The organism is Photorhabdus sp. CRCIA-P01, assembly GCF_003545805.1.
Classification (GTDB): Bacteria; Pseudomonadota; Gammaproteobacteria; order Enterobacterales; family Enterobacteriaceae; genus Photorhabdus; species Photorhabdus antumapuensis.
The window spans coordinates 26960-52148 of the sequence record NZ_NMQR01000011.1; the positions used below are offsets into that span (position 1 = coordinate 26960).

Here is a 25189-nt window from a genome sequence, read left to right on the forward strand (position 1 = left end):
TCACCATCGTTATGTGTAAGAAAAGTACCAGAACAAACACATGCCTTTAGAACATCAGGTCTCTTAACCTTCTAAAGACGCCACACACAGTGATGATGTGTGAGGAAAAATATAATAAATCACAAAACTTGCTTACCTTAAAAAATAAAATACAGACAATAAAATAACTTTACCTTTATATAATTATTTAGAGTAAATATTTACTTATATTGATGATTAATTTACAAAATCATTAATAATAGTTTATAAGAACACACTATTAATAAGGTAATACCCAGTGTCCTGGAATATTAATACATGACTGAGAGAATGACAGGAGAATCGTCTGTTATATCAATGTGATGAATATTCCTGGTGGGTTTTCATTATTTTTTTAACCAAAATATTCTATTGAAGGGTAATGAGTAGTTAATGAGTCAAATTCAGTATACCCAAACAGCTAAGGTTCTAAATAAGAGCCTCTTTATTGATTACCAACGGACTTCTGAGGTAGGTAAAAAAGTCACCAATCTGACCCGCTCCAGCAAATCGTAATCAACTTGCATGCTAGTTGGAATACGAAAATCCAATAAGGTATATAACTCAGTCCAGCCAATTTCTCTAGTTAACCTTTCCCTTGGCGGAAGTGATTTTTCTGGCTCACCAAAATGTTCATGAATCCATTGCCTAGACATCAGCAGTATCAAAGGGGAAGGCAATTCATTAGGAAATATAAAATTAGGTCGTTTGTGATCAATTAAAGTCAACGTTATCTCAGTAAGTATTTTATTTTCTCGCAAAAATGATAAAAAAATCCCTTCTTTAACCATATCAAGAGATATATCAGAATCTCCGGGAAAACCTGTCGGTTTGGTCTTATAAGGGATTAGTCCTTCATCAAAAATTTCCTGATAAGACTTTCCTAAACTATTTATTAGTGCATCTATATTGACTGTCATTATTCATACTCATGATCTATTATCTGAAATAAGTTGTTTTTCACCAACATATCGATTTTCTGTCCTAAACTATTTATGATTACAAAAATATCAATCATTATTTACCGGCCGTTCAAATAACAGTGCATCTACACGAAGATCAGATTGATAAAGGAAGCGAATTTCTATATTTGGGTATTGATCATTTAACTTACGAGTATAGGCATCAAATCCGCCTATTAAGCCAATTACCGGAATTCGCTCCGGGTCACTACTGGAATCGGGTTCTCCCATAAATGCTCTGACAGTAACTTTATCCATTTGATGAAGAAATGGAGCAGGCATACCACCACGATATGTACCAGTATTATCGACAGTGTTGATTAATGTGAATTGAACAGAAATCAACACCTTTGATATCGCATCGAAAACTAAAGTAAGACCCGTCTCTGGTTCAACACTAAATCTGGAAGAGCCTTCGAAAGCAAACTCAAACTTTCCCGCTGAAATAAGTTTATTTTCAACTAATATATCTGCGGTCTTCCCCAAACTATTAATAATTGCAATAATATCCGTCATTATTTATATGACCTTTATTCTTAGTTAAACCAATTCATCTGAAACTTAACTTTCCAAGCTGTTCGCAAATGAATTGGCTTTCAAAAATAACCACCCATCTATTATTGATTACCAACGTACTTCTGATGTGGGTAAAAAAGTCACCAATCTGACCCGTTCCAGAAAATCGTAATCAACTTGCATGCTAGTTGGAATACGAAAACCCAATAAGGTATATAACTCAGTCCAGCCAATTTCTTTAGTTAACCTTTTCCTTGGTGGAAGTGATTTTTCAGGTTCACCAAAATGTTCATGAATCCATTGCCGGAACATTATGGGAATTAATGGTGATGGTAGTTCATTTGGAAATTGGTATGAATCTTTTTTCTCATCAATCAAGATAATCCCTATCGAAAATAAAACCTTGTTATCCCTCCTAAAAGCAAGATGTACACCTTCTTTAATCATATGCAGGGATATTTCAGGATCTCCAGGATATCCTGTTGGTTTAGTTTTATAATGAATTAATCCTTCATCAAAAATTTCCTGATAGGTTTTCTCCAAACTATTAATTAGAGCTTCAACGTTAATCGCCATTATTTATATCACCTCCATTCTTGATTTAGCCAACTCATCTGAAATTTAACTTTCCAAACTGTTCGCAAATGAATTGGCTTTCAAAGATAACCGTCCATCTATTATTGTTGATTACCAACGGACTTCTGAGGTAGGTAAAAACGTTACCGATTTTACTCGTTCCATCATGTCATAAGAAATCTTCATACTTGTAGGAATGTGAAAATCAAGCAATGTGTATAACTCTTTCCATCCAAACTGACATTTCATAATCATTTGGGGTTGCTGTGATTTCTCAGGTTCACCAAATTGTTCATGGACCCACTGTCATGACATCAAAGGCACCAAAGGAGAAGGAAGCTCATTAGGAAACTGATATAGAGGTTTCTTTTCATCAAATAAGGCCAACGTAACTTCTTTTAAACGTTTTCCCTCCCGATAAAAAGCTAGAAATACCCCTTCTTTTACCATATCCAAGCATATCACCTCATCACCAGAAGAACCTGTTGGCTTGGTTTTATAAGGGATCAACCCTTTATCAAAAATTTCCTGATAAGTTTTCCCCAAACTATTAATTAGGGCTTCAACGTTGATAGTCATTATTTATATCACCTCAGCTCTTGATTTAGCCAATTCATCTGAAATTTAATTTTCCAAGCTGCTTGCAAATGAATTGGCATTCAAAGATAACCGTCCATCTATTGTTGATTACCAACGTACTTCTGAAGTAGGTAAAAACATTACAGAATCAACACGCTCAAACAGATCATAATCAACTTGCATACTGGTTGGTATCCGAAAATCCAATAGCGTATACAGTTCCGTCCAGCCAACGTCTTTCTTGAGAAATTTTCTCGGCGGAAGAGCCTTTTCAGGACTACCAAACTGCCCATGAACCCATTCCCTAGACATCAAAGGCTTCAAGGGAGAAGGTAATTCATTAGGAAATTGATATAAGGGTCTCTTCTGATCAAGCAGAAAAAGCTCTACAGCAAATAAAATCTTACCATCTCTTTTAAAAGCTAAATGCATACCCTCTTTAGCCATATTCAGAGCAATGAACGAAGCTCCAGGATATCCTGTTGGTTTCGTTTTATAAGGGATTAATCCTTCATCAAAAATTTCCTGATAAGATTTTCCCAGACTATTTATTAATGCCTCTATGTTAATTGTCATTTGTATAACCCCTGTTCTTCATTAAGTTTGTGCATTTTGGCCCGAGCATCTTTAAGCTGTACTTCTGTTGCACCATAATCCTTCAATGCTGGAGTTATCGTATCAAAGTCTCTATCAACAGCTGCCCGTAAATCCTTTGAATCCTGCTCTATTTGAGCGGGAGTATTTCGACCTCCATATGTGGCACTGATTTTCTGATGTACCTCTGCCGGAATAATAATAGTAGCAGCATCCTTAGTTGCTTCATTTAATTCAGCAGGTGATATATTTGGATATAACTTCATTAAATTAGCCTGAATCGCAGCAGCCGAAGGCATATGATCCGCATGTGTTCCATTTCTTAGCCTGCCCGCAAAATTTCTATACAAATCCACTTCAAATAATTTCACCGGCGGTTTACTCAAATACACATACACCGGCGGCACATTCGGAATGGGAAATACCAGAATATAATCGCGGAAATCCTTCTCTTCCGGCATCGGCAACGATTCAATATCACTGCCCACTTTATCCGGGATCGGCAACACGGTTATTTGCGACGGAATAAACGGCTGTTCTTCATTCCCGGTATGCGCTGGAATCTGAAATTCCTGCTCGTTCGGCGTCCATAAAATTGTCGGCCGGGTTTCTCCCGGTTCCCAGAACTCGTAATTACCCGTGGTCCGATTCAGCGTCATCATGCGAACCGGCACTTTATCCAGACCGCCTTCCGGGCTGACGTGATATCCCTGAACCGTCATCCTGCCGCTTTTTTCATCTCTGATCCAGCGAAAACGTACACGAGTTGGTGCTTTACCGTACTGTTCCGCTATCTGTCTCAGGCGATACGGATCTAAGTAATCCTCTTCCCCCTGATTCAAAGACGGTGAATAAAACAGCCCCATTAATCCAACCGTTACCGGATTCGGCGCCGCCAGCCAGCGTCCAGCACTGATAGCGCCGCCACCAATGTAACGCATCACCAGTGTCTCGCCATCCGCTACCGCGCTACGGGCAGTGGCAGCCACAGCGGTAGCAGCCGCTTCGGCATTACCTTTTCCACTACGAAACCACCGCTTATACCACGGCAATTTTTTATCCTGCGGTTTATCCGGTTCTGGCGGGTGTTTCTTGTCCTGCGGAGGTGGTTCAGGCTCTTGCGCCGAGGCTGGAGCAGGAGATGACGGCACCTGATATATCGCCATTCTGCCAAAATTATCTGCCGGTTCAGGTTCAGTTCCAGCATCGGTACACCCTTTACCCCGCTGGCAGGATTTCGTAAACACCGGTATCGACAGCGGAGGTGTCGGCGTTACAGGCGGCTTTGGCTGAATACTACCCGCTTCCTTTGTCGGCGAGGAGAAACTCTGCATCACTATATTCGCAGGAGCGACAACTCGGTCAGCAGCCTTATCCTGCTTCTCATAACTGTCCATCTCAGAATTAATAAATCGGGCCCGACAGGGGCAAGTACTCACACTATCCAGCGTACCAGCCAGCTTACGCCCCATATCAAACACATCGGATACACCTCCGACAATGATATAAGTACCGGGATGTTTGCCACAGGTAACCTTATCTCCTTCACGGGCCGTTGCTCGGCCATTAAACGTCATGGTGTGGTCACCGGTAATAATCTGACCGCCGCAAGTTGTTTTATCACCAACGAGCAGGAAATATCCTATTGCCATCTATTCACTTCTCCATTGATTCACCGTATGAAGAGTGGCTCTAATTGAAATCATCATCATGTTATTGCCACTTATGAATTAATAAGTGATCAATGGTGCAATGAATTTTACTTAAAAATATATAGGAATATTCTGAAATTTAGAGAAATTTGGTGGATTAATGTCTATAATTCATCATTTTTTATAACAAAATTAAATACAATTAATTAACAAACATGAGGATCACGAATAAATTGAATATCCGTTCAAAGTGCTGACCGAAAGACCAACACTTTGTCAATCATCTGTAAAACTATTTAGGTTTTGATGGGCTTTACTAAACTAATAATTGCAGGAAGGCTATGCGCCCGCACAAGCAAACATGCTTTGCTGGTGCAAACGACGAGCAAACTGACAATCTAAGGTCAACTCTTTCCTACTATGTCCCCGAACCAATAAAGCTTCCCAATGGTGATGATGACCTGGCACAAACCCTGTACAGGCAAATCCCGCCTGCTGCAAGATTTCCATAGCCTGAAGAGTCCCTTCCCCTACCGGCAGTTTCACATAGACCAGTTTGTGCGCCGGTAACTCGGCCACCTCTTTTACCCGTTCAGTTGTCTGCTTTTCTATCCACACTTCCAGCCGACATCCATGATTGGTTATACGGATATCCGCATCAGCCAACTCCTCTGGTTGCAAAGGTTCTTGACCAAACACTTGAGTCACCGATGTCAACCACCTTTGCCAACCGGAAGGCCAATGTAACTCTGGAAACGGCCAGCTTTGTAAAGGCAAACAACCCAGTACGATGCTTTCCGGTCGTGCCTGATCAAATGGTGATGTTACATAGTCCGGCAGCAACCCCGTGGTGTGAAAACCCAGATTTTGAGCCAGACGCTGACTATGGTTATGCGACGACACCTGTTTAATCGTGAGTATACTTAACCCTATTTTCTTGGCCTGATCACACAAATATCGTCCCAACGCGGTAGCAATACCCTGCCCACGCGCCTGCGGATGTACTGCGATCAATGCCAGTTCAGCGCTTAATGGACAGCGTTCATCCCGCCACAGCGCCGCATGCCCCAACACTTGTCCATTTTGTACCGCAACGGCGGAATACCACCGTTTTGCCGCGTTATAGCGGCCAAGCATGGTGGGTAAATAGACTTCCGGGTAGACATAATCTTCGCCGTAAACAACCCGAAATAACGCACTTACTCCGGTAGAATCTTCTTCCCGGAATAATCGAATTAATGGTATTTCTGGATTCATGCTCATGCTGCCTTCTCTTCAGCACCATAACCACGATGATCAACTACCCGCATCAATTTACCGGAGCGTGGATGAGTAACCATATTTTCCAAAGCACAGTAAGTGACCTCTACATGCAGTAATCCCTGATCACATAACTTTGCCATAGCAGGTTGTGCTACCAACAATGCCTGGTGTACTGATGTTGTCGATGGTGCCAGTGATGAATCGCCAGCTAACAATAGTTTTATCCTATCTATGCCACCCTGACGGCTCAGCAATAACTGCCAAGCCAGTATGCCCTCTTGCTGTTGCAGTAACCGCGCAATATGGTCAGGAAAAATAGACAGTGAGCACACTCGAACTCGGTGAGCGCTACCCGCTCGCCCCTGCAAAGCGAATTTGCGGCGCGGCTGGCCTGACGCCTCACACCAACAGGCCATGTCACCAGTAGGATAGCGGATAACCGGCATCAGACGCCGTTGCAAGTTGGTCACAACTAATAGGCCATTTTGTCCGGGCACCGTAATCGGCTGACCATTAGATTCGTCAATAATTTCGACAATGGTATCGGTATCAAAAACCCGATGTTCACCGTAACAGCAATCGGGAGACGCCGCACCAATGAGACCCGCATCAACGCTGGCACAACCAACTGAACCAATACGCGCATTAGGAAATACGCGACTCAATAGTGTCAATTGCTCTGGAAACAGGCTTTCACCTCCGTACAACAGACGATCAATGCCGGGTATAGACTGGCCGCACTGCTGCAAGGTACTGGCAAAACGTAATAGTTGCACCGTTACCCCGGCCAGAACATTAATCCCCAAGCTAACAATCGCCTCGGCCAGAGCCCGATCATCAACTGACCAGGTAAACGGATATTCCACCACCGGCACCGGCGAATAGGACAAGGCACCGTGAATAAACAATAAACTGGTATACAAATCACCCGCCACAAACAGATTAGCAACGCGGTCACCAGGCTGTAATTGCTGTGCAAGCCCTTGACCAAATGCGCGTACAAAAGCACGCCATTCGCTACAACTGAATACCGACAATCGACCATCACTGGTAGAGCCACCGGTTTTAAAAACATGACCACCGTTGACAGGGCCGGTTAACACCGGCCAATTTTCCAGCGATTGCGATTGCTGCCAATAATCAACAGGATTGATCAATGGCAGATCAGTCAGCGTCCAACCAGACCGAGGCAGATCACGATAAAGATCCCGAAAAAAGGGAGCATGATTGCGGGCGTATTCAACCAGATCGTGTAATGATAGTGTCATGATTTACCCAAAAAGTAGTATTATTGGTCTCAGAATCGGCTATCCAGCACCAGCGGCGTTTTGCCACTTTGCGGATGACGATGGAACTGTCCAGCAGGTGTAGGGATAACTTCCAGTTGCAGTAACCCTCCGCTGACCACCTGATTCAACATCTTATGTTGCAACAGATGCACACGTACCTGATCAACATCTCCGTCGGCTAATATATGGATATAATCACAACCACTGGAGTTGTTCCCTACCAGCCACTGCACCGGAAACGGCAGCCCGGCGGATAATTCTGTTGGGTTCAAAAAAATAGAACCTACCCGTAATAACGCACCATGACGACCTCCCAGTTTAAACCGCGGCGCTGGTAATCCGCAGGCGCAGGGACCAGGGAGCCAATAACCTAAGTCACCTACATCGTAACGCTGGACCACCTGCCCTTCCCGCGCCAAAGAGGTAAACACCAGTCGACCGTTTTCCCCTGTCGGAACAGGCTGATCACTATCAAGGGCCAAGATTTCCAGCCATTGAATATCAGATAACAGATGGAACTCTCCCTCTTGGCAACAAGCACAAGCATGACCTAACGGACCCGCATCCACGGAACCGTAAATCGCCGAGCGAATTATCTGTACACCAAAACTGGACAGAAACCGATGTCGCTCTTCACCAATATGCTCACCACCAGTAAAAATTTTACGTATCCCACCATAGGCGCGCAACGCAGCCTCTTCACATTCAAACAATCGATGTATAGTACTTGACATTCCCGCCAGCGTATTGATGCCCTGAGTGACAATAAAGTGCCTGATTTGGCTAAAATCATCATTTATTGGACCACCCATCGGGTAATGCGGCACGGATAATTTATCCAGCACAGAGAAGAAACTCATCAAGCCACCATATAAGTTACTGCCATAAAACAAATTCATGACCCGGTCTTGGGATGGGTCCAAGCCAGCAGCAAATAAGCCATCTGCCGCGGCCTGCATTTGACTGTGATAATCTCGATGGCTGAAACCCGCTAGCTTTGGCTCGCCGCTACTGCCACCACTACGGAAAAACACCTGTGCTTTTGCGGTCACACCGCCGCTCTGAAACTTTGCTTTATCCATCACTGGAATCCCTGCCAACTCTGGCGGATTGGCCGGCAATTTATCCAACGTGACATGGCCTGGTAGTTGTTCAGGTTTTAAGCTGACGGAGACTCGCCGCGCCAGCCGAGTCAATGCATAAACACCATCATGGGGCTCACCCTCATAGCCATCATGCATCGTCCCGGCTTGACATATCCGGCTAACACCGGCGGCCAACAACTGACGACTCAACATCGGCAGCTCTTTCTCTTTCGCTATCAAAGCACAACTTTGTAAATAGGGACGCCATGGCAACAAAATCTCAACCAATTGTGCCTGCGGTGCCGGACGAATTTGCAGAGTACGGTACAACGGTGATGGTGCAAGCTCTTGACGCTGTATCCAGGCTATCCGCCAGCCATTGCCCTCTTCTACCGAACCGCAGAGTTCAGCAAAAATGTGATCCAACTTTAAAAATGCCATCTGACTGCTGATTTCCGCCGCTTCCTGTATGTCTGTTTGTAAGGCTGGCCATACTGGCGCGCGCCGTTCCAGTGCGGCGGCCACAGCACCAACGACTTCCCGTAAAACGTTCTCGTCAGCACTATCTACCAACAAACACTGTGGACTGGAACACGCTTGTTGGTCAAAACGGCAAACATCATCAGCCAATGCATCGTAATCAGCATCACTGGCAACCATCGGGTCCAAATAAGCAAAACTGATACGATGTCCCCAATCTATCCAACGGCAACCGGGCCGTAGTTGGCTACGGATAGCGGTCAGGGCGCTATTACTGCCCCAGGCGGATACTGCATCAGCACACGCCAGTAATTCTGATAATTGATCAGATGGCAAAGGCAACACGGATATATAAGGTGCCAACGTGCCGCTCAGGTCATGACGGAGGAATTCAGCCAGTATCCGCGCATTAAGGCCGTGATCACTGCTACTAGGACGTAACCAATTGACATTACCCACTAGCAAGCTCTCCAGCACTGCCATAAATGGCAGCAAAGGCGCGTTGGACGGCGTAATATGCACCACCAATCCCAACGGTTGCCAAGTTTCAAAACGGGGCTGTGTATAGTCAAAACGACGCAGAGAAAAAGGTTGTTCCCCCAGTTCATGCCGCAACTTTGCCTCTAAAGAATCGCGATGACAGAAGTGACGTAAAGCGGTGATGGTGGCTGTATCCAGCTTAAGCGTAGCCGCAACAGTATCGAGACCATCAACAAAACGCTCAGCACACGCCAATACCTGTTGTACACTTGGAGGACAAGCCAGCGTCTCAGCTAAATTAGCTTTAAGTTCCGCCAATACGCTGGCGGGCTCCAAGTCAGAGATAACCTTACCATTTACTAAGTACATTTCAGGACTCCTTTATCAACTCAGAAGCGGCAATCGCACAACTGCGGCTTTTACTGGTACCAGCACGACCCAATAACTCAAACCAATCGGTAGCTAACTCACAACCACATTCAGCAGCGGGATGCAGCACCGCCAAATCACTCACCACGATACTGTGTGCCGGGCTGGAAGTGATATAAGGTGATACCAGATGCAGAAAACCTGGCTTACCATAGGGTTGAACCGCCATGTTAGCTGTATCGCGGATATAGGTTCGGGCATAGACCGGCACATGGAAATGGTGATTTCGGCACTCAACATAAGGCACAGGATGTTCAACCGAGCCGTAACCATCCCGGCACCGCTCGTCAGGAATACCCAGTTGTTCCCCCAAACGCTGATACAGTAAGGATTTTGGAATGGCTTTATCAACGTGCGTTTTCCAACCTCCACCTAAAAATACCAGTGACTCAGGATGCAACTGCACCGGCGGCAACCCCATTTCCTGCATCCGCTCCAGTGTGAACCACAAGAATGCCGGGAAGCCCAAGATACGCACTGGTAACCCCTGTGCAGCAAACTCTTGCAAGGATCGAATGACACCAAAAGGATCAAACTCATTGCCTTTTCCATTGTGGCGCAGTGCATAACAGGCTTGATTTATCGGTGCATATTTACACAAATACTGATCGGTATACGCAGTTCCCAAAGTAACCATACCGGCAGGCTCATAGCTTAGTAGCAAGTAATTACAAGGCTGCTGCGGCGTATTCCAACCGTAATACTCGAAAATCCGTTCAACCATATTTTGAGCTGCACGCATACTACGTGCATCGTAACGCATACGGCTCTTTTGGCCGGTTGTCCCGGAAGAGGTCAACTCCAATGCATTCCTACCAGTGGTACCGAGCAACAACCGACGTTTGAAATAATTAGCGAAAATAGGCGGCAAACGCGACCAATCATCCAGTTTCTCCAGTCTTTCCACTTCCAGACCGTTAGCCTTCAACCACTGAGAATAACCGGGAGTATTTTCACAGTGGTACAGAGTCAACTCACGCATGGCAGCATTAAATAGTTGGTCGCAAACACTATCGACCCGATAAGGATGATCAAGCGCACAAAGGGCGTCAACATAAGCAAGAGAGGTCAAAAGTCATCTCCAGAAATTAAAGAAAAAAGGGCATTTACTCCCTTAAAATAATAGGTACGTTGTTTCAACCTCCGGCAAATAAATTCTGCCGAAGAAAAAATAACGACATGTTGAATACAACTCCTTAACCAAATAAAAACAGGTCACCGTTCTGGTAAAACTAACATTTAATTTTGTTAATTCCTTGTAAGAAAAATAATAAAAACATAACAATTATGATTTAATAAACGCTAATGTAATAACCAATTTATATTTAATAACCTTATCAACGAATTTTGACATCATTATTTATACCCTTCATCTTTCAAGCTGCTGCTTTGTTGGCTGCTTTCACTCACCCCAGTCACATAGTTATCTATGCTCCTGGGGATTCGTTCATTTGCCGCCGCGCTGCAACTCGAAATCTATTGGGTATAATCACTCATCAAATATGAATTTATAGTCAATATTTAACATTTAAAAAACAAATAGAATACTGAGATCTCCACGATATTCACATAATTAATATTTAGCATGATAATCAACAATGTTACTTCTTTATTTTCGTCAATTTTCCCAATAGGTAAAGTCGCCAAACCCAAAATAAAACCATCAAATTCAAAGTAGTAAGCTTATTATTTTCAACGCGAAAGCTATTTCGGGTAAAACATTACATGGTCTATTTCTATTCAATGATGAGAAATTTTCAGAATTATTTTAAGAAAAGCAGATTAACGATCCACATTTATATTATCGATATTTACAATACCTAAAAGTAAGCAATTTATACCCTTCATCTTTCAAACTGCTGCTTTGTTGGCTGCTTTCACTCACCCCAGTCACAGTCACATAGTTATCTATGCTCCTAGGGATTCGTTCACTTGCCGCCGCGCTGCAACTCGAAATCTATTAGGTATATGATATTACCAATACCAATCAAGTTTTTATTAAAATAAAAATCCATCAAAAAGTTAAAAACAAAAAACATATTTCTATACACATGATAGAAATTTGCTTTTATATAATTACTTTACCTACCTTACTAATCATTCATGTTAATATTTCTTTATCAACCATTATAACTCCCAGGAAGAATAAAATATTTCAATAACAACCAAAATAAGAATTGCCAATAAGCAATATTATATATAATGATATTTCAATAAAAAACCAAAAGTTTTTATTTTATCAATATCCAAAATATACAAAATATAACACTTAATTTTATGGACAACCTCAATTTATAATACTAAAAATATAACATTTACATTTATAATCGCCGACATCCATGCTTTATTTCACAATTTAACCAAGAATTACAATCCAATATTATTTGTATTGTTAAAATAACAATGGTAAATTAACAAATATCTGACTCATAATGTATTTCAACATTAACCCATGTAATAATTACATTATTTAGCAAATTTATTATTTTATAAATGTAATATAAATTCCATACAATTTGAAACCTGACTCATAAGACTTACACTACAGATATTATCCAGTTTAATTTAATTGAAAATTAAAATTGTATATTTATTTAGAAAAATTGAATCATCCAATAAAATCATTTCCCTTTAAAAATATTATCAGTAAATTTAATAAATTATGTTTTATTGCATTAGAACATTCAATTAAGAAAGTGTCTTATGATACCGTATAAACACAATGGATTTATTCCATCATAACGCACAAGATAAAGCCTATACCCTATGGATTTCAAGATGCATCGCGACGGCAAGGGAGCGAATCCCCGGGAGCATAGCAAACTATGTGACCGGGGTGAGTGAGTGCAGCCAACAAAGAGGCAACTTGAAAGATGACGGGTATAAATCAATGATACTCATTGGAATGTCTATCTGACACCATAATCTGCTACATCCGATCTGTTTGGCACCAGATTAACCAATCCGAATTTCGTATATGGAAGAACATCAAGAATTATTTAGCCAATAAAATAACTCACACTTATAACAGATAACTGAACTTCCCGTTAACATACCACCAATACATAACTGTATGTTAAATAAGGATAGGCGACTTCTCCTTTATTGAAAAATTCACCAATTAACAGAAAAAACAGCCATGAACGATAGCAAAAGATCCTAACGCTGTTTTCTACGATACTTGTACTCGTCTGCCTATACTTGTTACTGTTATTCGGTTGCAACAGCACCTTTGAGCAGCATACTTCTGAATGAGGTCACTCCTGCTTATCTCCTGAAATCTTGCATACCGCTAGCATCTCAATAGAAAGGTTATCCTCATTATGTGGAGAAGCTGAACTTAGTATTCGTTCGCTGCGATGCAGACAAAAAATTATTCAACACCATAATTATTCAACACAACAAAGAGGTAAATTATGAACAATTTTGACCCCCAAATTTATCAACATACCCCCACTATCACTGTTCACGATAACCGTGGGCTGGATGTCCGTGAAATCCGTTATCACCGAACTACCGCGGAAAAAAATAGTGATATCCGTATCACCCGTCATCAGTATGATGTTCTCGGACACCTGCACCAAAGTATTGATCCACGCCTGTATGACGCCTGGCAGAAAGATAACTCGGTGAAACCCAATTTTCTCTGGCAGTATGATTTAACGGGCAATGTCCTGCGTACAGAGAGCGTCGATGCAGGCAATACTGTTACGCTTCATGATATTGAAAACCGTCTTGTCCTGACTGTAACTGCAACGGGTGTCAAGCAGACCCGGCAATATGAAGACAACTCTCTGCCCGGTCGTCTGTTATCCGTAACCGAACAAGAGCCAAAGGAAAGAGCATTCCATATCACCGAACGTCTTATCTGGGCTGGAAACACACCAGCAGAAAAAGACCAAAATCTTGCTGGTCAGTGTGTACATCATTACGATACAGCAGGAGTGACCCAACTGAATCGCCTTTCCCTGACCGGAGCAGTTTTATCACAATCCCGTCGGCTACTGGCTGATGGTCAAGAAGCAAACTGGTTCGGAGATGATAAAAAGGTTTGGGATAAGAAATTAAATAGCGATGTATACACCACCGAAAACAGAACCGACGCCACCGGCGCTCTGTTGACACAAACCGATGCCAAAGGAAACATCCAGCGTCTGGCGTATGACGTAGCCGGTCAGTTAAAAGGCAGTTGGCTAACGGTGAAAGGCCAGAGTGAACAGGTGATTATCAAATCCCTAACCTATTCAGCTGCGGGACAAAAACTACGCGAAGAGCACGGTAACGGTATCATCACTGAATACACTTACGAGCCGGAAACTCAGCGACTGATTGGCATCACTACTCGTCGTTCAGCCAATAACAAGGCCCTGCAAGACTTACGTTATGAATATGATCCAGTTGGCAACATAATCAGTCTCCGTAACGATGCAGAAGAGACCCGCTTCTGGCGCAATCAGAAAATGGTGCCGGAGAATATCTATACCTACGATTCCCTGTATCAGCTTATCAGCGCAACAGGGCGCGAAATGGCGAATATCGGCCAGCAGAATCAGAAGCTCCCCTCTCCAGCACTCCCTTCCGATAACAACACTTATACCCATTACACTCGTACTTATACCTATGACCGTGGTGGCAACCTGACCCAAATCCGGCATAGTTCACCCGCGAGCCAAAACAACTACACCACAGACATCACCGTCTCGAATCGCAGCAACCGTGCAGTACTGAGTACCTTGACCACTGATCCAACCAAAGTGGATGCGTTGTTTCAGGCAGGCGGTCATCAGGAAACATTATTACCGGGACAGAACTTAAACTGGAATGCACGAGGTGAACTACAACAGACGACATCCGTAAAACGAGATAACCGCACCGACAGTGGCAACGACATAGAGTGGTATCGCTATGGCAACGACGGGATGCGACTGCTAAAAGTGAGTGAACAGCAAATGCAGAATCTCCTCCGACAACAACGAGTCGTTTACCTGCCAGGATTAGAACTACGTACAACACAAAACGATGCTACCACAACGGAAGCATTACAGATCATTACAGTAGGTGAAGCCGGTCGCGCGCAAGTGCGGGTTCTGCACTGGGAAAGCGGCAAACCAGAAAATATCAACAATAATCAGGTACGTTACAGTTACGACAATCTTATTGGCTCCAGCCAGCTTGAGCTAGATAGTGACGGGCAAATCATCAGTCAAGAAGAGTACTATCCATTTGGCGGTACAGCGCTATGGGCCGCAAGAAACCAGACAGAAGCCAGTTACAAAACGATCCGGTATTCGGGTAAAGAACGGGATGCCACTGGACTATATTATTACGGCTATCGGTATTATCAGCCGTGGGCAGGAAGATGGTTAAGTGCAGACCCGGCCGGCACTATCGATGGATTAAACCTCTATTGCATGGTGATGAATAACCCAGTTACGCTCGCGGATAATATGGGGCTCTCAAGTTTAGATTGGCTTGATCTTGCCATTCCACAAAACAAACCTAATATTCCGCCACTTTTGTATAAACAAAATCCAAGAGTTGAACGGAGATACCAATATTTCACCAGAAGCACCGGCGAAATATTACAAGAAACAGAGAGAAATGAAACAACACTCAAACCGATGAAACCAAAAGATAGAGAAAAAGCATCCAGAGATATGATGTATACAAATGCAAAACTAAAAGGATATGCTGCTCATGCCGGTATTATGGGCCATGGCACCAGTACAGAGCACGATACCTATAAAGATAAATTTTTAAACCTGAGTGGTAGTTTAAGTGCAAAAAACACCTTCCCTGGCGTGCAACTTATCAGCGAAAAAGCGAAGCCCGGTTTCGAACAATACCACCCCGATAAACTCCAAACATCCAAACTCTGGAGACCAAATATGGATCTTGGCAGCTATCGTGTTGCTAATGAAGGAAAATTTATATCTGGTATACAAAAAGCATATCAAAAATCAGGCACTGCATTACATCCTCTGATTGAGCAGAGGATCAGAGAACATATTAAGGAAAACAAAAACATTTTACCGAAAATGGCGGGTATTGCGGGCCTACATGCTGAAGTACAATCTTTAAATTATATGGTCACTGAACTTGCTAAAAAGGGAGAAAATATATCAAGCAGTTTGAGTCAGACCTATATATTCACACAACGACTCGTTGGTGCAAAAAATGAAGACTTCCCGGCTTGTCATAATTGTTCTGGGATACTGTCTGGCATAGAAAATGTCATGACAGGAAGGGTAGAAAATTACCGAAGAATAACACGCAGAAACTCTGTGGCGTAATAGCTTGTACTAGAACTCAAACCTGATCTGACAGCTATCAAGAATGGATGTCAGATCAAGTCTGAGCTAGTACACTTGATAAGTCCTTTTTATCATGCTGTCGAGGGCGTTCAGTATTCTGTGTCACGATAATTTAGTTCACTATAGACATCCACTACTCACTTACATTATTTATGCGGAGCTCACGGAATATACTGCTAGTGAATTTAACATCGATTTTTACAAAAATCATCAAGATTTGGGCAAATAAATCCGAATATGCAAAACTATTAAACTTCATATCTATTCAAAATGAGGCTTTTAATTTCTTCGATACACTCAATGTAAATTTTGAACAACCAATAGCTGACGAACCAACAGTGACTTCATGAATTTCAACATCATCAAGTTGATAACAAGAGAGTATTCTGGTTATCAACTGGCAAGTAAAATGTATCGCGATATTCATGCCAATACACTTTTTTACTCCTACACCAAATGAAAGTGGGCAGCCTTCACGATCAGGCTGAAACTGGTAAGGATGATCAAAAACCGCAGCATCGAAATTGGCTAATCCAGTATAAAACAGGGCTCGATCTCCCTTATTGAAACAGGTATCTTTATATATCAATCTCTCTTTAAATACTCTATCTACGGAAAGCACTGGGCTAGATATACGATAGGTTTCAGTGACAATGCTTTTAATATTGTTTTCCGTCACTGTGATTGCATGGTTTTTAATATAAAACAGGGTGGCAGCTATCAATTGCATCGTCGTTTCATGAGCGGCAATAAATGTTACCGACAGATCAGCCACAAATTTCTCAACATAGATCAAATCCGTTGCCTCACCGTTAATGGTTATTTGCCGTAAAATTTGCTGATATATGGCAATAAAAGACTCCGCAATCGATACAAAATATGCCTTCCCTCTCACCCTCCCATCAAAAAACATACCGACACTCAAGGCGTGAGCAGAAAAGAACGTCGAAGCTTTCAATCCCACTAAAGAAGCAGCCAGCAAGTTATTCACTCCCCTTAGATGCTTCGTAGTTATAACATCAAACTCTTTTAAAGGAGACAAAAGATCATTGGCGATTATTTCAAAATCTATCTCATCAAATTTTCTACGTATAAAACTTACTGCATCATTATTATGTTTATCATCATTAAAAATGAGTGAATTATTAAGATAAAGAATGAATCTGGCAACACTACGCTTATCTGATGCAGAAAATATTTCCAACGGAATACTCAATTTATTTTTTGTAACATAATCTGAATTCAGAAGATAAGAACAAATATCATACGAATAACAATACCATATTGCTTCTTTAACATCGTAAAAAAATCCCTTTCCCTCAGGATCACCTAATTTTACACTGTCCATTTTCTTCTTATATTCATTTATTAAAACATTCATCACAGATGCGCCTATGTAAATTTCATCTCTTTGAGTTATAAGTTCTCACGGTATTTGACAATGAATTTATTTATTGCCATCTAAAAATCGTAAGATATTTCACTGGCAGTTATTTTTAATCTATTAATCCATTTATAATCGAGAGACCTTTTTTACCATAATGGCTGTCCTCACACTTATATATACCCTTCATCTTTCAAGCCGCTGCTTTGTTGGCTGCTTTCACTCACCCCGGTCACATAGTTATCTATGCTCCTGGGGATTCGTTCACTTGCCGCCGCGCTGCAACTCGAAATCTATTAGGTATAAACTCACCTCTTATTCTTATACGAAAAAAAATAAAGCCAATCTAACCCACATTCAGGCAACATGATTAAAAACATAACCTCGAAAATAATTTAACAACATGACCTCTATTTGTATTTCAATTACGTTTAACAACTCAAAATAATCATCATACAAAATTATCACATTGCTTTTTATTTTTAGTCCAATATGGTTACTTGTGCGCATTTTTTAATATAAATCGTGATAAATATCACAAAAATTTTTCCTCCGACTAAAGACATAAAATTAATTAAGTCATTAAAATCAAAATATTATAAACATTCATCCCCTACTAACCTATTTTAACCTTCCTGAGATATCAATCCGATCCAACAACTCATCAAACCATTTTCCAGTGCACAATTAACCTTAGATGATATCTAATCATTTTTTTCAGCTCCCACCATCATTTCAATCTGCTTGCCAAAAAGCACGATTAACCTTCATTTAATATTCATGTAAAATATTCATGATGATATACTTTACATTCTATACCCTTCATCTTTCAAGCTGCTGCTTTGTTGGCTACTTTCACTCACCCATTTTATCCATTAACCAGGAGTCGAAGATGAGAGAGACTGAGGAAAAAGAAAAAGGTGAAATGCTTGGAATTAATAATCATTATTTTTTCGTTATTAATCTTACAAATGAAAACTTAATCGGTGATGTGATTTGGAGCAGCTCTGGAAATACGAGTACTCTCAATGTTGATGGGTTACATCCAGCAACCGCTTCACTTATCCAAGAATTCTATCCAGAAAGTTGGAAAAATGATTATTGGCAATGGACGACAAAAGGAAGGAGTTATCAATTAAATTGTTATGATAATGATATCTATGTCGCTGTCGTCATTAGTGATTTTGGCATTAGTGTATTACCCACGGGAACCAGCCCAGATGCATGGAAATGGTAGCGTTTCTTCCACTTCATTATTACGTCAGTAAAATGCACCATGTAGGAAATATCAATAGCAGTTTTACATAAAGACAAGCTCACAAGCGGACAAAACAAAGATCGTGATAGGATCACGATCTTTGTTCAATCGACGTAAAATCTTATCTTGAATTTTATTATCCACAATCTCAAGCCAACCCTATGTTGTTCGTTGCCCCAGATTACCAAATTAAGTGATTTATCTTACTATTCACAATCGGCACTCTAGGGCGGCTTTTTCCTAATAATCGTTCTTGTTCACTCGATCCTTTAAGGGATCTCATCCCTCGTTTTTAGTAAACAAAACCGAATTTTAGCAAACCTAATAAAATCACTAAACTTTTCAAACCCTCAGTATAAATAAAAGCAAAAAGTTCAGATAATCATCAGAATCTACCATATATTTGCAACTATATACTTAATAAAAATAACAATTAAACATGTACAGGATAAATACCCACATAAATTATTCATTCGCAATCATTTATTTAAGATAAATTATTATCAGGCAATCCCTCTTTCTCGCTCCATTTTTTTAGTAATAACACTCTATCTTGTATATATCTTTCAGATAATACTTCCAATTTCTCTATCTTTTCTACTTGTAACTTAGAAAACTTACGACTAACTTCACACCAAGAAACTAAAAAGAATTCATTATTAAAAAAGATCGACAACGGACAAGCAGTTTTCACAGTATGTGTATTATTTACATCAAGAAAAGTTATCACTATTTTTGATTTATGATATATAGCTCTTCTGATATCAGATAACATTAAATTATTATCTGTAATTTTACTGTAACCTTCTGTTTTTACAAACATTGGCGAATAATATAACTGATCACGCTGTTCTTCGGGCAATACTGCGGCAATCTTAGATATAAAGCTATGAGCAGACTTAGCCAAAACAACATCCTTTTGTTCAATAACCCATTTATTGCCCAAAACTAAAGCATCAATTTCATCCATTGTAAACATTAAAGGAGGCAACATGAAGCCCGGCCGTAATATATACCCCAAACCTGGCTCACCCTCTATATTTGCCCCCTGACTATTTAATAAAGCAATATCTCGATAGAGCGTGCGCAAGCTTACATTTAAATCACTCGCTAGTAATTTACCACTGACAGGATACCTTCTTTGTCTCAAATATTGCAATAATACTATAAGTCTTTCGGTTCTTGACATTTCCGTACTCCTCATTTTAATAAAAATCAAATAGGAAAGGCTTTACTAAATAAATAAGATTGAGTGACTAGCCAATTACCCAATATAACTATTTATACCCTTCACCTTTCAAGCTGCTGCTTTGTTGGCTGCTTTCACTCACCCCAGTCACATCGTTATCTATGCTCCTGGGGATTCATTCACTTGCCGCCGCGCTGCAACTCGAAATCTATTAGGTATATTCTTAATTATCTATCATGGAACAATGTCGAGATTTCTCTATAAAACCATAAACTCGAAATCCTATATTTAATATAGACCTCAATTGTCTGTATTGACGAGAATACCATTACCGCCTTACATAATTACCAAACTCTGTCAAGAGTAAATATTCGATGCATTACGCCGAAACAAGGTTGAAGTAAGTGTCGAACATCGAACATAGAGAAAATAGGGTCTTATTTTATTCGGACATATCTCTTCGTAATGCCTGGGAAGATGTTTTGATTTTGTGACTAATGTAAAAGAGCAGCGGAACTAAAAGGCATACCCAAATAGGTTTAACCTTAACTTCTATTGAAAAAAAATAAATTTTTTTAGACAAGATGAATAATCACTAGCTTACCTTCAATATAAGAACAGCTATTCACAACCTGATGTCCTATTTAACGCCCATCCTATTAAACTATTTCATTTCCCATTCTTTATAAAAAGAGCGAGCCAAGACAATATACGTAGCAACTCCTGCACACTATCCGTATTCACTATTAACTTACAAAATAATAGCCCACAATCATGAGATCTAATGGAATAGGCAGTTATACCCTTCATCTTTCAAGCTGCTGCTTTGTTGGCTGCTTTCACTCACCCCCAGTCACATCGTTATCTATGCTCCTGGGGATTCGTTCACTTGCCGCCGCGCTGCAACTCGAAATCTATTCGGTATAGTATAAAATAAGTTAGCCTTTTTTATAGCCATTTAGCCAAAATTGTTCACTAACCCAATCTGAAACTTGTATCATATATTCGTTTATTTTATTTAAACAAACATGAGCCTCTGATTCATAACATAATAACTTATGATTATCACCCCATGACTGATCTAAATTTTTCACTTTATCGATCGGGAATATATCATCTAATCCACCATGAACAGTAAAAACCTTGGTTTTACAAGGTAAAGAGATGTCCAATTTAATTTCGTCAAAAAGAGACTGCATACGACTACTATCTTGCATAAATGCAAACTGGAAATCTTCTTTAAGCCGTCTTGGCAACTTATCAAACTCTGCTATTTCAGGCCCACCGGATAAATTGACGATACAACAAAATTTATCACCAATTCTTTGCGCAACACGTAGCGCAAAATAACCACCAAAACTAATTCCTAGGAAACAAAGAAGATCACTATTAATTCTGGCATCATCCTCTAATAATTTTACTATAGAAGCAACATATAATTCCATATCAATAGCTATCGGAGAATTTCCAAGATTTATTCCCTGCCCTGGCCCATCAAATATAGCTACCGCCATATTTCTCCCTAAGAAAAACTCAGCCAAAGATAATATTTCAATTTCAGTCATCGAATCCAATCCATTGGATAAAATAACACAAGGCAAAGAATGATTCTCTTCTTCTTTATACCCTTTAGGGAATATAAGGAAAAACGGCATATGAAATTTATCAACGGCAATATATTGATGCTCAACCAACAAATCACTATATTTTATACTAGATAAAAAACATGAACGAATATACTCTCTGAGCTGTATCTTTCTACTCCTATCACTGAAATACATAAATTCTGCCCAATGATAACAGGCAGCGGCACTCCTCAAAGCACGAACATGGCTGACTTCACTTTTAGCCGAGTTAGCGATATTAATATAGCTATCACCCACTTTTGACCAATTAATCATCCATTCATACCAAAACTCTTCAGAGGATAAGTCTAAGTTTTCCGCTGGAAAATGACTCAATGCCGCAACAACATCTCCCCAATGAACTTGGGGAGCATATTGAGAATTTAAGAAAAATAGTCTCGGCATAAAATAACCACAAGTAGCAAGAAGTTCTGGCGAAATTCTATTGGGTTTATTTTTATTATTCATCTTATTTTCCTTTGATTTACTAAATACGAGTGTCTAACCACTCTTTACAGGCAAAGACCATTTTCTTACTATTTTCTGAAATGGCATTTTTTACTATCTCTTGTTGTCTTGCTTTATCTTCCGTACCAAATTTAACTGCACATAAATCATGATTTAACTCAACATCATGACTAGAAACAATGAACGAACCACTTCCTTTACTCAATATACGCCACGAGCCACTATGAGACTTCAATACTAAAGGAGGCTCTGGTTGAAAATATTCAATCGATAAATTATTCGCATCACAGAATCGTATACTACGGAAAGTCTCATTTCCATTTGGCGTTGATACTTCCATGTTAAATTCTTGATACTTATTATCATTATAAATGACTTTTACTGAATCACAATGAGGTAATATCTTGTTCCAATCATTGATATTTAAAAAGATATTATAAACATCATCGACTTGGTGAGGAATATAATATCCTGCCGTGAACGTTAATAAATCTGATTTTTTATGACTTTCTACCTGGCTCTTTATACTGTCCATCTCCATTCGAGTATTATCATTGATAAATGAGATAATAAGGGAATTAGCCTGGTCATGATTATCAACACCATCAACGATACCACTGATATCTTCTAATAAAGACCAGTTCCTTTGCACCGTTAGAATACAGCGTTGATCATTAATAGGAATGACTTGCCATCTGCCATTCATTGTTTTTAATAATGGCATCGGTGTAGGCATAACATAGTCAATCCGATAAATAGCATCAAAATAATATCGCTGCGTTTGCCAACTTACTGCTTTATTATTTTGTTTTGCTTTGATTTCAACCAATTCTTGATTGCCTGCTCTATTTAAAACTTCCGCACCATCACAGAATGAAAAAATATCAGTCCAACAAGAGACATCCTTAACCAAAGTATAGACCTGCTGCGCTGGAGCTTCACATATGGCTGAATGAGTAAACGTTCCTTTTAATATTTTTTCCACTCCCTCTGTTGACTCTACGATATTTTTTATATTATTGAGCTCTTTAACTGAATTAGTATCAATAGCTTTACTGATAAATTCGTGCGCCTGTTCTATCGTTTCAACACCATCAATTAACCCAGTGATTTCAGACTCAAGATCATACAAATGCTCTAATAACAGCACACATTGCTGAGAATTAATTTTAATCACGCGCCATGACGTTTCCATTTCTTTAACTAATGTCATTGGGGGGTTCAGTTTTGATTTTATACTGAATGTTTCTGGATAAAATTTACGATTTGATTCCCATTGCATTAAGACACCGTTAAGTAAGGCTTTAACTTCTATTTTTTCACCCTCTTTATCCCTAAACAGAGTCTTTACTTCCTGACATGGTTCAAATATTTCTGGCCATTTCTCAGAATTTAAAATGATTTGGTATACATTCTCTACCTGAGCATTACAAATAATTGAATGTGATTCTACATAATTCATTATTGATTCCTCAATGTAAATAATTTTTTAGGATCGATTGACTTAATTAACTCTGATTTCAATATCTTATCATTATGGCTTTTTGGAAAGTATTCATCAGTAACATAGAACCAATCCGGCCATTTTTCTCGACTGAGTTTACAACTTAAAAATGATGAAATAATATCTTCAATTTCAGGTAATGATTTCTTCGATATCTCTCCACTCATACAGGCAACCGGTTGATCAATAGCGACACCATTTTCATGGAAAGAGAAACCAACAACCGTAGCCACATTCACATTGGGTATTCGGGATAAAATAGATTCAACTTCTTCAGGATAAATTCTATGTCCGTTAGCACTCATAAAAGTATTTTGCTTACGTCCTTTTAAAATTAAATAACCTTCTTCATCTATATAACCTAAATCACCAGTGGCAAACCACTCATCAGGAGGCGTTATTTCTCTAGAAAGGACATCATAATACCCTTCCATAATACTTTCACCTCTTAGGATAATTTCTCCGATATTATCAGATGAGCCTATAATAGGTTTAACCGCTACCTCTAATGTATTATCAATCTTTCCAACACAATAAATTGAATTGAGATATCTTTTATCACGATGATCTTGCTCATCGACCCAACAGAAAGGACCATAAGTTTCACTTAACCCATATCCCTGCATCCATTCACAACTAATTAATCGGCGCCCTTTCTCCAGTACGCTAGGCGGCATAGCTGCGGCGCCATAAGCAACAACCCGTAAGTCAGAGAGATCGACATTATGTTCCGCGGTTGATTTAACGAATAACTTCATCGACTCTGGGCGTAACATAATATGGGTTATTTTATTGCGAGAAAGATAATCAGGCCATCTCTCTACATTTCTGTCTTCAGGTATAAAAAGTGTTGATTGATGTAATAATGAACCGAAAGAAAAAATCACTCCAGTTGTATTATTCAACAAACCTGACATGAATATTTTAGCATCTTGAGTGAACTTTAATTTCTCTGTCACTGAATAAATTCGTCGACATACTAACGATTCTGAAATACTAATAGCTTTCGGCTTACCTGTACTTCCACTGGTGAACAGGACAATGAAATTAGCAATAGATTGCGGAGAATACGTTATCATTGGAATTTCCGCGATATCATCACTGCCCCGGATCTTATAATCCGAAATATCAATCACATTAATGTTGTTTTCTTTTAATCTTCCAACAAAATGTTTATCTTTTTTAAGATAAACCACAAAATCGTATTGCACTTCATTGGTAAAATTAATCCATTCATCGATTGTCGCTGATGATAAATTATAAGGCATTAATAAATGCAGCCCCATGGCACTCGCAGCAGCTAAAAAGAAAATACCTAATTCATCATGCTCAAATATAACAATGACTTTATTACCTTTTTGAACTCCTCGATTAAGTAAGTCATCAATTAAGTGGGAAACAGAAGATATGACCTCTTTTCTTGTATAATGATAATCCTTAGTGATAATACAATCATGATGTAAGTTATCACGCTCTGAATGCAACAACATAGAGATTAGTTTCATTTCTGTTTCCCTTTAATTA

General features: G+C 39.9%; 16 protein-coding genes and 1 pseudogene. 2 read left to right on the forward strand and 15 right to left on the reverse strand.

The genetic code is table 11. The features are described from left to right. Positions 1-470: 470 nt before the first annotated feature. From D3222_RS09035 to D3222_RS09080, 10 genes and pseudogenes are all read right to left on the reverse strand, one after another. The gene (locus D3222_RS09035) at positions 471-938 is read right to left on the reverse strand and encodes a DUF6392 family protein (RefSeq protein WP_118985859.1); all 468 of its coding nucleotides are present in this window, start codon (positions 936-938) and stop codon (positions 471-473) included. A gap of 90 nt (positions 939-1028) precedes the next feature. Further along, positions 1029-1496, reverse strand: a complete 468-nt coding sequence (locus D3222_RS09040) for a DUF6392 family protein (protein ID WP_118985860.1) — start codon at positions 1494-1496, stop codon at positions 1029-1031. Positions 1497-1604: 108 nt separating this feature from the next. Next, positions 1605-2072, reverse strand: coding sequence for a DUF6392 family protein (locus D3222_RS09045; protein WP_118985861.1), 468 nt, complete (start codon positions 2070-2072; stop codon positions 1605-1607). Positions 2073-2183: 111 nt separating this feature from the next. After that, positions 2184-2651 (reverse strand): annotated as a pseudogene (locus tag D3222_RS09050) (DUF6392 family protein). A 108-nt stretch (positions 2652-2759) separates the two neighbouring features. Next, the gene (locus D3222_RS09055; protein WP_118985862.1) at positions 2760-3227 is read right to left on the reverse strand and encodes a DUF6392 family protein; all 468 of its coding nucleotides are present in this window, start codon (positions 3225-3227) and stop codon (positions 2760-2762) included. Further along, positions 3224-4897: an S-type pyocin domain-containing protein gene (locus tag D3222_RS09060; RefSeq protein WP_118985863.1), complete on the reverse strand. Its 1674-nt coding sequence runs from the start codon at positions 4895-4897 to the stop codon at positions 3224-3226. Before D3222_RS09060 ends, D3222_RS09055 begins: the two co-directional genes overlap by 4 nt. Positions 4898-5236: 339 nt before the next feature. Further along, positions 5237-6160: a GNAT family N-acetyltransferase gene (locus tag D3222_RS09065; RefSeq protein WP_118985864.1), complete on the reverse strand. Its 924-nt coding sequence runs from the start codon at positions 6158-6160 to the stop codon at positions 5237-5239. After that, complete coding sequence (locus tag D3222_RS09070; protein ID WP_118985865.1) at positions 6157-7428, reverse strand: phenylacetate--CoA ligase family protein; 1272 nt, start codon at positions 7426-7428, stop codon at positions 6157-6159. Before D3222_RS09070 ends, D3222_RS09065 begins: the two co-directional genes overlap by 4 nt. A 29-nt stretch (positions 7429-7457) precedes the next feature. Then, on the reverse strand, positions 7458-9863 hold the full coding sequence (locus tag D3222_RS09075) for an acyl-CoA reductase (RefSeq protein WP_118985866.1): 2406 nt from the start codon (positions 9861-9863) through the stop codon (positions 7458-7460). A 1-nt stretch (position 9864) separates the two neighbouring features. Beyond that, positions 9865-10995, reverse strand: a complete 1131-nt coding sequence (locus D3222_RS09080) for a LuxE/PaaK family acyltransferase (RefSeq protein WP_118985867.1) — start codon at positions 10993-10995, stop codon at positions 9865-9867. 2344 nt (positions 10996-13339) lie between these two features. On the opposite strand from D3222_RS09080, the gene D3222_RS09085 reads away from it, so the two are divergent. Then, the gene (locus D3222_RS09085; protein WP_118985868.1) at positions 13340-16216 is read left to right on the forward strand and encodes an RHS repeat-associated core domain-containing protein; all 2877 of its coding nucleotides are present in this window, start codon (positions 13340-13342) and stop codon (positions 16214-16216) included. Positions 16217-16502: 286 nt separating this feature from the next. On the opposite strand, the gene D3222_RS25910 is transcribed toward D3222_RS09085, so the two are convergent. Beyond that, entirely contained in the window at positions 16503-17618 is a 1116-nt protein-coding gene (locus tag D3222_RS25910) for a cytochrome P450 (RefSeq protein ID WP_232832458.1), read from the reverse strand. Positions 17619-18513: 895 nt separating this feature from the next. On the opposite strand from D3222_RS25910, the gene D3222_RS09100 reads away from it, so the two are divergent. Then, a complete protein-coding gene (locus D3222_RS09100; protein ID WP_118985870.1) occupies positions 18514-18858 on the forward strand; it encodes a hypothetical protein in 345 nt (114 codons plus the stop codon). 508 nt (positions 18859-19366) lie between these two features. Here D3222_RS09100 and D3222_RS09105 read toward each other — a convergent pair. The 4 genes from D3222_RS09105 to D3222_RS09125 all read right to left on the reverse strand — a co-directional run bounded on the left by D3222_RS09105 (position 19367) and on the right by D3222_RS09125 (position 25170). Then, positions 19367-20068, reverse strand: a complete 702-nt coding sequence (locus tag D3222_RS09105) for a helix-turn-helix transcriptional regulator (protein ID WP_198672774.1) — start codon at positions 20066-20068, stop codon at positions 19367-19369. Positions 20069-21006: 938 nt separating this feature from the next. Beyond that, positions 21007-22161: an alpha/beta hydrolase family protein gene (locus D3222_RS09115; RefSeq protein WP_118985873.1), complete on the reverse strand. Its 1155-nt coding sequence runs from the start codon at positions 22159-22161 to the stop codon at positions 21007-21009. 19 nt (positions 22162-22180) lie between these two features. After that, positions 22181-23623 carry an SRPBCC family protein gene (locus D3222_RS09120; RefSeq protein WP_118985874.1) on the reverse strand — a complete coding sequence of 481 codons (1443 nt, stop codon included), beginning with the start codon at positions 23621-23623 and terminating at the stop codon, positions 22181-22183. Beyond that, positions 23623-25170 carry a class I adenylate-forming enzyme family protein gene (locus tag D3222_RS09125; protein ID WP_118985875.1) on the reverse strand — a complete coding sequence of 516 codons (1548 nt, stop codon included), beginning with the start codon at positions 25168-25170 and terminating at the stop codon, positions 23623-23625. Before D3222_RS09125 ends, D3222_RS09120 begins: the two co-directional genes overlap by 1 nt. Positions 25171-25189 lie beyond the last annotated feature (19 nt).